16 protein-coding genes are annotated in these 10,211 nt (G+C 57.3%); 5 read left to right on the forward strand and 11 right to left on the reverse strand.

Translation table 11 applies throughout. From position 1 onward, the window contains the following. Window positions 1-6: 6 nt before the first annotated feature. Window positions 7-714 (forward strand): hypothetical protein, encoded by a 708-nt coding sequence (locus tag GGU46_RS20375; protein ID WP_183405389.1) that lies wholly within the window; start codon window positions 7-9, stop codon window positions 712-714. A 72-nt stretch (window positions 715-786) separates the two neighbouring features. Here the strand turns inward: GGU46_RS20375 and GGU46_RS20380 are convergent, their stop codons facing one another. From GGU46_RS20380 to GGU46_RS20405, 6 genes are all read right to left on the reverse strand, one after another. After that, entirely contained in the window at window positions 787-1,863 is a 1,077-nt protein-coding gene (locus GGU46_RS20380; RefSeq protein WP_183405390.1) for a Fic family protein, read from the reverse strand. Window positions 1,864-1,931: 68 nt separating this feature from the next. Then, window positions 1,932-2,207, reverse strand: a complete 276-nt coding sequence (locus GGU46_RS20385) for an antitoxin VbhA family protein (protein ID WP_073285524.1) — start codon at window positions 2,205-2,207, stop codon at window positions 1,932-1,934. Between the two features lie 123 nt (window positions 2,208-2,330). Further along, entirely contained in the window at window positions 2,331-2,687 is a 357-nt protein-coding gene (locus GGU46_RS20390; RefSeq protein WP_183405391.1) for a hypothetical protein, read from the reverse strand. 245 nt (window positions 2,688-2,932) lie between these two features. Beyond that, window positions 2,933-3,265, reverse strand: coding sequence for a hypothetical protein (locus GGU46_RS20395; protein WP_125433056.1), 333 nt, complete (start codon window positions 3,263-3,265; stop codon window positions 2,933-2,935). A gap of 94 nt (window positions 3,266-3,359) precedes the next feature. Further along, window positions 3,360-3,650, reverse strand: coding sequence for a hypothetical protein (locus GGU46_RS20400; RefSeq protein ID WP_183405392.1), 291 nt, complete (start codon window positions 3,648-3,650; stop codon window positions 3,360-3,362). An 11-nt stretch (window positions 3,651-3,661) separates the two neighbouring features. Next, window positions 3,662-4,018 carry a hypothetical protein gene (locus GGU46_RS20405; protein WP_125433054.1) on the reverse strand — a complete coding sequence of 119 codons (357 nt, stop codon included), beginning with the start codon at window positions 4,016-4,018 and terminating at the stop codon, window positions 3,662-3,664. Between the two features lie 1,268 nt (window positions 4,019-5,286). On the opposite strand from GGU46_RS20405, the gene GGU46_RS20410 reads away from it, so the two are divergent. After that, window positions 5,287-6,228 (forward strand): replication initiation protein, encoded by a 942-nt coding sequence (locus GGU46_RS20410; RefSeq protein ID WP_119446561.1) that lies wholly within the window; start codon window positions 5,287-5,289, stop codon window positions 6,226-6,228. Between the two features lie 111 nt (window positions 6,229-6,339). Here GGU46_RS20410 and GGU46_RS20415 read toward each other — a convergent pair whose 3' ends face one another. The 3 genes from GGU46_RS20415 to GGU46_RS22645 all read right to left on the reverse strand — a co-directional run bounded on the left by GGU46_RS20415 (window position 6,340) and on the right by GGU46_RS22645 (window position 7,272). Then, window positions 6,340-6,546 (reverse strand): hypothetical protein, encoded by a 207-nt coding sequence (locus GGU46_RS20415; RefSeq protein ID WP_125433053.1) that lies wholly within the window; start codon window positions 6,544-6,546, stop codon window positions 6,340-6,342. A gap of 111 nt (window positions 6,547-6,657) precedes the next feature. Then, the gene (locus GGU46_RS22640; RefSeq protein WP_394343536.1) at window positions 6,658-7,041 is read right to left on the reverse strand and encodes a recombinase family protein; all 384 of its coding nucleotides are present in this window, start codon (window positions 7,039-7,041) and stop codon (window positions 6,658-6,660) included. A gap of 75 nt (window positions 7,042-7,116) precedes the next feature. Next, window positions 7,117-7,272, reverse strand: a complete 156-nt coding sequence (locus tag GGU46_RS22645; RefSeq protein WP_394340167.1) for a hypothetical protein — start codon at window positions 7,270-7,272, stop codon at window positions 7,117-7,119. A gap of 174 nt (window positions 7,273-7,446) precedes the next feature. Here GGU46_RS22645 and GGU46_RS22665 point away from each other — a divergent pair, with 174 nt between their 5' ends. From GGU46_RS22665 to GGU46_RS20430, 3 genes are all read left to right on the forward strand, one after another. Next, complete coding sequence (locus GGU46_RS22665) at window positions 7,447-7,641, forward strand: transposase-like zinc-binding domain-containing protein (RefSeq protein ID WP_425486519.1); 195 nt, start codon at window positions 7,447-7,449, stop codon at window positions 7,639-7,641. A gap of 139 nt (window positions 7,642-7,780) precedes the next feature. Further along, the gene (locus GGU46_RS20425) at window positions 7,781-8,128 is read left to right on the forward strand and encodes an IS1 family transposase (RefSeq protein ID WP_140467143.1); all 348 of its coding nucleotides are present in this window, start codon (window positions 7,781-7,783) and stop codon (window positions 8,126-8,128) included. Between the two features lie 83 nt (window positions 8,129-8,211). Beyond that, complete coding sequence (locus GGU46_RS20430; RefSeq protein ID WP_089334418.1) at window positions 8,212-8,952, forward strand: SDR family oxidoreductase; 741 nt, start codon at window positions 8,212-8,214, stop codon at window positions 8,950-8,952. 142 nt (window positions 8,953-9,094) lie between these two features. On the opposite strand, the gene GGU46_RS22365 is transcribed toward GGU46_RS20430, so the two are convergent. Both GGU46_RS22365 and GGU46_RS20435 read right to left on the reverse strand, forming a co-directional pair. Then, on the reverse strand, window positions 9,095-9,223 hold the full coding sequence (locus GGU46_RS22365; protein WP_262706471.1) for a hypothetical protein: 129 nt from the start codon (window positions 9,221-9,223) through the stop codon (window positions 9,095-9,097). 182 nt (window positions 9,224-9,405) lie between these two features. Further along, window positions 9,406-10,211: IS3 family transposase (locus GGU46_RS20435; protein WP_183405393.1), on the reverse strand; the 806-nt coding region annotated here is incomplete at its 5' end.

Consider the following 10,211-nt stretch of genomic DNA (forward strand, 5'->3'; position numbering starts at 1 on the left):
AGTCCTATGCACGTTGAGCTGATTACTTCATTGCTAGCCCAACTGGAAGCCGGTAGTATCACCTGGGAACAGGCACTGACCCAGGTAACCGCCTTGTCCACCGCCTGGACCACGGCGGAGTGGAAGCAGCAGCGTGAGGCCCTCATCGGGGATACCTGCGCCGTGTGTTCTTCCGCAGAGGGGCCGTTTGTGCTGCAGCACCTGGTGCACTGCGACACCTACAAGGAAATCTGCCAGCAAGTTAAGGCCGAGTTTCGGACCCGGCTGTGGCCGCACGTGGCGCTACGGGTAACCGATGAGGAGGTAGCGGCCCATCTGGGACTCGGTGAAAAGCGGCAGGCCTGCCCCACCTGCGGCTCACTTACCATCCGGGAACGGAAGACGATGTACCCGCCCTACATCTGCCAGAAGTGCGAAAAGTACCGCCACCCCACTCCGTGGTTTGAAACACCGGTTCAGGTACGCTACTACCAGAAACAGAAAACCACCGACCGGGCAGAAGCCCTGGCTACGGCCCGGGAATACCTGACCAGCGTGGCCATGCTGGCCGAGCTGCGCCTGCATGACGATGCAATCCAGCACGAAGCGACACTCAGAAGTCTGCGCCAGAGCATTGCCTACCGCTCCCTGAAGCATACAGCCACTTACTGCAAGCGCTGCGCCTTCAAAGAAGATCTGCCCGTTATCAACCGTAAACGCTGGGACTGGGAGTAGCGCACAGCCCTGTACTCTGCAAACTGTTCCGCCACGAACGGAGCATGCTTGTCAACTAGGTAGCTGGCCCCTCTACAGCTTCGGCGCCCGGCGTTTAGGTGCTACCTGAATGGTCTGTTTGTGGGAATTTGCTTGCGTGAGTTGTTCGAGCTGCACCAACTGCTGCACGCTTTGGGCCAGGGCTATGGCCTGTTGCATTAGCGGTGCTTCATGCCGCAGCACCGGGTGCTTAGACACTTCCAAAGCCGCTTGCTGAATACCGTGACTGTGCTGGCCAGCCGTAGTCGGCTCATGCAGCACCAGCGTCATTTGCTGCAATAGTTGGTTTCCCCTGGTAGTATCGCCCCGGTCAATATCCCGTAAGGCCTCGCCGATGACATAGGCGCTGTTCTGCATCACCCGCTGTGCTTCCATGCGCTGCATGTCGGGCGTGGGGCCAGCTAAGGTTCGGGCCTGGCTAACATCGCGCAGCTGGATGGCCTGTGCGCCGGCGAGGGGCGTGGTGGCCGTGCGCAGCAGTAGCGCCAGCGGCTCCAGATTCTTATCCAGTTGGGCCAGCCCATAAGGTCGGATGATGGCCAGGTCGCGGGCGTTGTTGAGTTGCGCGGCCGCCGCCGGGCTCAGTTCGACCTGGTAACCTGCCTGCCGTCCCAGCAAGGTCATCACGCTCTGGATGGTGCGCCCGTTGCCTTCCCGAAAAGCGTGCGCGTGGTTGTATTGGTCGAAATAGTAAGCCGCCCGCCGGGCAAACTGCTCGGGTGCCAAGCCGCGTAGATAGTTCTCCAACTGCAGCTGGGCGCCGATGGCATCCAGGCGCTGGTCGAGTTGCTGGTAAGGGGCGTAACGCATTGTATCACCCCGGGCGTTGAGCACATAGGCCGGCTTCTGCCCCTGGAACGGCCCGTCTGGTCCCTCGGCACGCGTCTGGCCCGCCCACTGATACACGTCCTGAAACAGCTCCCGATGGATACGTTTGAGGTGCGCGGCGTCGAACTGGCCCGGTAGGTCAACGGCACCTACCACGATGCGCAGCAGGGCGGGAATGGACAAGGCTCCTTCCGCTTCGCGCAACTGGTCCTGATTGGTTATTCCCAACCGGTTGTAGATGACCTGGTGGGTAGAGTCGTAAAATCCATCCTGAATAGCCACGGCAAGAGGGTTGCGTGATAAAAAACCCGTCTGACCGATGGCCAGACGGGCTGTAAAGCGCGGGGGCGTTAGTCCAGCAGCGGCTGCTCCGGGCGCATGTCCGCAGGCGGCTGGGCGGCGGGTGCATCTTGCGGGCCTTCCGCCTGACTGGCGTAAAAGCTTTTCAACTCATCGGTGACGCCCTGCAGCGTCAGCTCGCCGGCCACGTACCGGGCGTACATTGCCTCGGCGGCCGGGCCGGGTACGGCCCCCTGCGCAACACTCCAGGCGCGGGCTTTATCGATGAGTTCCTGCCGCTGAGCGGGGGTAGCCTCCCGCTCGGAAAAGGTGATGGGATGAGTCATCGGTTCAGTTTAATGGTTCAGTATGACAACATATTTACCTGCTAAAAGGCTCCTGTGATAGTCAGGAAGCGCTTTTTGACTTGAGTGATTGGCCACAAAAGGGAAAGAAACCAGCCGCTAGATCTACTGCTGAGCGGTCAGAAACTGTAGCTGGTCGCGGAACGTGGCCAGGGCTTCGGCATCCGGCAGCAGGAAGCACGGTGTCTTGCTGGCCAGCGGATAGTGCAGCAGCTCGGTGGGTACCGCCAAGCAACCCAGCAGCCGTTGGAGCAGGCGCGGTTCCTGTCGTTTGAGCTTGCCGTTTTTCAGGTTGATGATGTTGGGGTACGTAAGCTGATGCGCCGCGCAAAAGGGCTTCAAGCCCCCGTTGCCCAGCATTTTCAGCCGCCCCTGCGCGTAGCAAAGCGCCTCAGCGTAGGTCACGGTCAGCTGTAAGTCGGGGAAGGGCAGCGGGGCTACTACCGGGCATTCAACTTCCATGCGGGTTCAGGATTAGGTGGGTCAGGGTAGGCACTGCGGCAGCTCGTGCAGCACCCAAACCCGACCGACGGTCTACAATTTCTGGTGCCTTCGCGACCAGGTGGACACTGCGAAGCTATCAGCTGCGGGCAGGCCCAGGGCGAAAAAAGGACGAATGGTAAAAAGTTAGCCGCGAAATGCACCACGACTACGCGAACGGTTCCGCGGACACCCGCCGCAAGTGCCTCTATGGGCCAGGCCGCAACCTAATGCTGCTGCTTGGGGCGCCCCAGCTGCGGCGCCGGCACGGCCACGGGGTGCTGCATTTGGTAGTAGGCCAGCTCAAATACCGTGGGCAGGTCGAGGCGGGCGAGCACGGCCAGGCGTTGCAGCTCCTCCAGGGTAGCGGTTTCGGGCTTCTGCATCCGCAGGGCCAGGGTGCGAGGCACCACTTTCCAGGCTTCGGCTACTTCTTTGCGGGTACCCAGCGAGTGAATCAGCTCGGCCAGTGAGCTACAGGCAACGGGGGCAACGGGCAGCTGCTCGCGCTCCAACGGCTGCACGTGCACGCTGGGCGGGGTTGACTTCGGAGTTTTCATGCCGTAAAAAAAGGTTGCTAAATTGGCATTATTACGGCCCGGCGTAATTCACGACCAATTCGGTAGCAGCATACCAGTTCTACGGCTGGTCCCGCTACAACAACAGCAAGGCGAATTGCCCACCCTGCTCCTCCCGGGTGCAGCGCAGAGCATCCTCGGCGATGGGGCGAACGGCCCGCACCAGCTTTTCGAGCACGGCAAAATCGTCCGGCGTATCAACCTTCAAGCCGAGCCGCGGGGCTACCTCGCAGGTCAGACCCTCGTAGTTCAGACTCTTGCCCAGCTGCTGCATCTGTGCGTCCACGTCGGTCACGGCGGCAATTACCCGGCTGCGGAACCTGTTCCAGTCCGGATGGCACATGGTGGGGGCTTCTGTGGCTTTCATTGGCTTGGCCATTACAGGTGGGTATCATAGCCGGTCACCGACGTGAACAGGCCCGGCAGGTCCTCCCCATACACCAAGTCGAAGGTTTGCTTGCGAGTAATAACTGCCTCACAGTCGACCAACTGCTGGTGGTAGAACTCGACCGTGTAGGTATCGGTGGGCATCAGCGTAATCTTCAGCCGATTCACGCCGGCCTCATTGCGGCGCAGATTCATGCGCAGCCAGGGGTTGGGGTTGGTGGCCGTGCGACCGGCAGCCAGTAGTTGGTTGGCCCCGGTCATAGCCAGAAACCGACGTCCTCCTAACTGCAACAGGATGATGTAGCCTTCCTCAACGATTTCAGGGTTATTAGGAGCAGGTTTATCCATGACTGACAGGTATTTATGAACGGATTGGGGTGTTATTAATAAACAGCAGCGCAGGCAATAAAGTTGCTTTTTTAGCTTATTTATAAGCGCTTTTACTGCATCTTAAAAGTAACAGTCTCCCGGATTTCCTTCCCCTCGTTATTCACTTATTAAAAGTGGTTTTTCCAGTGGCTCAGCTCTGATCTGTGATTTGGCCAGTGCTTGCTGGAGTGGCCATCGAAGGGAGTCACTCAGTACCGGGTGAATGGGCCTCGTGGGCACGGCTAGCGCCAGTGGAAGTAGCGGCCAGATAGTTCCGGGTTAGTGAAAAGGATAGAAATGGTAAGTTATCCAATAGCTCTCTCTGGTGGCTGCTGAGCAAGGCCAAAATCTTTTTAGCAGCTATCCGCTGGGTGAGTTGTAAAGGGTAACTCCCTAGCCTTGGACCGCTTATGACTAACGGTTTAGGAAATCGGGCCGGGGTGATATGGTCAGCCAAGGAAAGGATAGGTTTTGTAAGTCAACTCTGCAGGGACGGGCTGCGTAGGTCACCCTCCGAAAAGGTAAAAACAGCCTCTAAGCGCTGTAAATGCTTACCATTTCTATCCTTTAGCCATCAATCAATACCCGCTGACTTACCATTTCTATCCTTTCGGCCGCGTCGGTCACGTCCGCTCATCATTTCTATCCTTTCGGGTGTAGGGTACTTCTGATGATTTAGCAGTGGTGCGGGTAGCTGCCTATAAACTTGGCAAAGCTCCGCTCGACACAGCAGGTTTTTAGAGGTAAATTGAGCTTAAGAAAAAAGGGCGTCGTAATCTTGTAAGTCGCATTAACCTGCCTGGAAAGGCCAATAAGGTAAATAAAAGTATAAAAATTCTTGAAATAGTACAAAGCTTTTATGCTAGCTTATACTCCACCCCTTTGTTGTCTTCTTGTCCCGTTCCAGCGTTTTGTACCCTTTAAAAGCCTTTCGTTCGGACGTCATCAACAAATTTGTGAGTTTTTTTATTTGTCAAGTATTTACTCTATTTGCAGGGCTCGTAAGTCACTGACTTTGCGAGTTTTATACCACTTAAAGGATAGGAATGGTAAGCGAAAGGATAGGGATGGTAAGTACAACGGATAGGTTTTGTAAGCGAAAGGATAGGAACGGTAAGCGAAAGGATAGGGATGGTAAGCCCAATGGATAGATTTTGTAAGCGAAAGGATAGAGCTTGAAGGAAGGCTTACCTTAATGTCTGTAACTCTCTTATCTTTGATCATACGCTCTACCTATTCCCACTAGCATGAGTACCCCCGTAACCGCCAGCACTCCCTCCACGGGGGTAGAAATCCGGCAGCACAACGCCATTACCACCGCGCGCTATGAGATGAGCGCCGTTGAGATGGATATTGTCTTCTCCTTGCTTTCGGTGCTGCGCAAGGAGGACAAGCCAGGTACCATCTACCGCATCCGGGTGAAGGAGCTGGAGCAAATGACGGGGCGCTCCTGGAACTACCAGCGCCTGTTGGAGGCCACCTCCAATCTGCGCAGCCGCGAGTACGTAATTGAGGATAACAAGCACGTGCTGCAGGTAGGTTTGCTGGCCTCGGCGCTGTACGTGAAGGGGGAAGGCATCATCGAGCTGGAAATCTCGGAGCGCATGCGGCGCTACCTGATTGACCTGAAAAACAACTTCACCTCCTACCGCCTGCAGTCGGTTTTCAGCTTGTCGAGCAAGTACGCCAAGCGCATCTACCAGATTGCCTCGCAGTGGAAGGACATCGGGGAAACGAAAACCTTCACGCTGGACGAGTTCAAAATCATGCTCTCGCTCAAGGACCCAAAGGGCCACGAGCCGGAGCAGTACGAGAAGATTTCGGCCCTGCAGAAGTACGTGCTCGACGTGGCCACCACCCAAATCAACGAGCACACCGACTTGCGCATCAACTACGAGTTGATCAAGAAGGGCCGCTCCTTCCACAGCATCCGCTTCTTCGTCAACGGCCAGGTGCCCCAGCAGCTGCCGATTCCCTTCGAGGACGGCGCTGAAGAAGAAAAGCAGCGCCGGGCCCTGCTGAACCTGGAGGAGCTGGAAATCCGGGACCCCAAGCTGGTGAGCCAGATTCTGGGGGATGCCAAGAAGCTAAATGCCCTTTTTTCCTTCTGCTACAAGCACAAAACCGGCAAAGTGAAGGCCGATAAGAACCCGGGCGGGCTGTTTCTCAAGATGGTGGGCCTACGTTAAGTAGCTTGGGCCACGCGCTGGCTCGTCGCAATGGCAACAAAAGGGAAAAAGCCATACCCCTGGCCCGGAGCGTCTGGTCAGTGCCGCCCGAGGGCGGCACTTAGCCCCAGCCTACTCTTCATCCTGCGGCGGATAGTCGGGTATCCAGTCATCGGGGCCGCCAACCACCGGCGCCGGCGAGGGCTGGTAGGGCTCCAGTTCCCGGCCGAAGCAGTGGCCCAGCGTGACGCCGGGGCACTGCCGCTGAAACCAGGCGGGTAGTACCTCGGGGGCGCACACCACGCCCAGAAAGCCCTCGGCATGAAAGTAGGCTTTCACCTCGGCCGGCCCGAAGCTATTCAGGTAGATGGGTGTTGTTAAACAAATAGGGTAAAACCTCCGAGTCCATGGCTAACAGGGGTTCTTCTTCCCAAAGGGCGGATTTACACGCTAAGCACTTTTTAGCTTCTGGGCGTAATTGTAGACGGTGCCATAGGCCAGGTCTAACTGCTTGATGACTTGATTCATAGATAAGCCTTCGCGCAGAAGCTGCGCAATGGCCTCCTGCCTAACCTGCGCCAGCGGGGGGCGGGCCACGTGTTTGCCCTGGGCTTTGGCCCGGGCCATGCCGGCGCGCACGCGCTGGCTGATGAGCGTGCTCTCAAGCAGGGCCAGCGAGGCCATGACGTGGAACCCCAACTCGCCCGTGGGCGTGGTGGTGTCGATATTTTCCTGGTAGGAGACGAAGTCCACCCCTAGGCTCTGGAATTCCTTCGGCGCGTTGACCAGCGCCTGGGTCGAGCGGGCAAAGCGGTCGTAGCGCCGGACCAGCACCGCGTCGAGCTACCGGTTCTTGGCCGCCACCATCATCCGTTTGTACTGAGTTCATTCCTCGCTGGTACCCGAGGCCTAGTCCACGTATTCATCGACAACGGCAAAGCCGCGGCGCTGGGCGTACTCGCGCAGGGGGCGCAGCTGCGTCTCCCGGGCCTGCCCTTTGTCGAGGGGGGAGACGCGGGCATAGAGCGCCACGCGGGTGGGCTGGTCGGTCGGGTTGGCGGGCATCGGAGGTTATCAAAAAGGAGTTCCTTGTTGATAGGCAGCACGCACCCGCTCTACAGCGTAGAATCAGTCTTTCTCAGGCAGTACTATAACCCTTTTTGCTAACCGGGCTTAGCGTGTAAATCCGCCCTTTTGGCAAAAGAACCCCATTAAGAGGTGAAAAGCGTAGGAGGGATTATGGTTTACACGCAACATCTATGTGCCCAATGTGGCAGCGAACCTATTCGGCGCAATGGTCCGAGCCAAGGGCATGCCGAATATCAGTGTAAAGCCTGTGGCTACCAAGCGCGTTTTACGCCCGCTGCTGTCGCCAAAGCCGCCCAATATGCCCAGGTGGAAAAACTGTTACGTAGAACGCAACTCCCAACGTAGCATTGTGCACGCCACGGGCGTGGCGCGCGTGACGGTGGCTAAGCTGCTAAAAAAAGCGCGGGCAGCTTCGCCCCCGCTGCCCCGACTGCGGCGGAAGAAGTTTTAGAAAAAACGCTGTAAAGCGCATAAGGTCTGGCTCTTGCTTGCGGTCGAACGCGCCAGTCGGCGCATCGTGGCGTGGGTTTTGGGCAACCGCAGTGCTCAAACGGCGCAGCGGCTGTGGCAAGCCTTGCCGCGTCGCTACCGCCGCCACTGCTGGTATTTTACCGACCGCTGGAATGCCTATACAAACGTGCTGCCCCGCTGGCGACACCGCCCGTATCTGAAAGGCGAAGGGCAAACCAGTATTGTCGAAGCTAGTAATTGCTCCTTACGGCAGCGGTGCGGTATGCTGGTGCGCAAATCCTGCTCCTTTAGCAAAAGTTTGGCAATCCATACTGCCCGCATTAAAATCGTTATCGATAACTACACTCTCACCTTAAATTAGACCACCACCCAAGAAACAACTGCTGTAGCTACCGGTTCTCCCCTACATCGCCTTAAGTAAAGCGAGGCCAAACGAGGAACATCATGGAGAATATCGAAAATAAAGTAGTCGTCATCACGGGCGCTAGCAGCGGGCTGGGCGAAACTACGGCTCGCCATTTGGCCAGCAAAGGTGCCGCCGTAGTGCTAGGCGCGCGCCGCCTCGAAAACCTGGAAAAAATTGCTGCCGATATTCGCGCCGCAGGCGGAAAGGTAGAGATTCTGCAAACCGACGTAACCAAAGCCGAAGAAGTAAAAGCCTTGGTTGATAAGGCTGTAGAAGCGTTTGGTCGCCTCGACGTTATCATCAACAACGCCGGCCTGATGGCCATTGCGCCCATGAGTGCCACCAAGGTGGACGAGTGGAACAGCATGATTGACATCAACATCAAAGGCGTGCTCTACGGTATCGCGGCCGCCTTGCCCGTGTTCGAGCAGCAAAAGTCCGGGCACTTTATCAATATCTCGTCGGTGGCGGGCATCAAAGTGTTCAGCCCCGGCGGCACCGTGTACAGCGGCACCAAATACGCCGTGCGGGCCATATCCGACGGGCTGCGCCACGAAGTAGGCGGCAGCATTCGCGTCACCAGCATCGAGCCCGGCGCGGTAGAGTCGGAGCTACAGCACGGCAGCTCGCACGAGGAAAGTGCCAAGGGCGTGGTAGAGTTCTACAAACAGGCTATTCCAGCGTCGTCAGTGGCCCGGGCCATTGCGTTCGCCATCGAGCAGCCCGCCGAGGTAGATATCAACGAAATTGTGCTACGCCCCACGGTGCAGGAGTTTTAAGCACGTCGTCCATATCTGGTAGCTCAAAGCGCCTGTCAGGTTGAGCTGGCGCAGCATCTTCCGTTAGAAATATGATTTCTCACGCGAAAAAATGCTGCGCCAGCTCAGCCTGACAGGCGCTTTAATATAGTAGGTAGGCTGGCTATTTTAGCAGCTCGTGCAGCGAGGTCTGCATCGAGAACGTCCGGTTGCCCGCTTCCTGAATGATAAGTGAGCCCGGCGCATCGAGCACCGCGTCCGAAACTTGGCCTTGGGTAAAAGGTTGGCACAAAAGCTAAACGGGCTGGCCAGTTCGTGCTGAGCATCACCGGCGTGACAAGGCCCGGTCCATACATGTCAGTCATGAGGAGCATTCTCGAGCGCATTCCAGTTCGCGGGTGGCGACGCAGTCTGTTGCGTATCGCTTCGGCAACTGACCTGCTCCCATTTACTGGGCCGGTTGAAAGTGGAGCATCAGGCATTCTGAAGCTCGACAGTAGTAGCCGCAGCCACTACCTCATCGGGCGTTAAATTCTGTAGCGAGCTGTGCGGTCGGAAGCCATTGTATTCTTGGCGCCACTGCTCAATTTTATCTTGCGCATCGGTCAGCGATAGAAACCAATGCACGTTCAGGCATTCATCGCGGAAGCTGCCGTTAAACGACTCAATGTACGGATTATCGGTCGGTTTGCCCGGCCGAGAGAAGTCCAGCGTCACGTGCTGGTCGTAGGCCCAGCGGTCGAGGGCCTTGCTGATAAACTCGCTGCCATTGTCGACTTGGATGCGCTCAGGTACTACGCCTAACTGCTGCTGTAAGCGCTGCATCACGGCCACGACATCTTCACCTTTCAGCGACTGCCCCACGTGAATGGCCAGGCACTGGCGACTAAAATTATCGACTATCGTTAAGGCGCGGATTTTGCGGCCATCGAAGAGGTTATCGGCCACAAAATCCATGCTCCAGCTCTGATGCAGGCGGCCCAGTGGGAGACGTTCTAGCCGGTGGGCCGCGGCCCGATTGCGCCGTGGGCGCTTGCTACGCAAGTTCAAGCCTTCCAAGCAGTAAAGACGATGCACGCGCTTATGATTGTCTAGCCAGCCTTCCCGGCGTAGCAGGATATAGAGGCGCTGACTGCCGTAGCGCACTCGCACTTGCGCCAACTCCCGCAAGCGCTGGCGCAAAACGGTATCATCGCGTCCACGTGCTTGATAGGCGAAGCTCGCGCGCTGCAAACCAATGACTCGGCAGGCGCGCCGAGCGGAAATGCGGTAAGCGTCGA

The sequence above is a fragment of the Hymenobacter latericoloratus genome, assembly GCF_014199535.1.
In the GTDB taxonomy this organism is placed as follows: domain Bacteria; phylum Bacteroidota; class Bacteroidia; order Cytophagales; family Hymenobacteraceae; genus Hymenobacter; species Hymenobacter latericoloratus.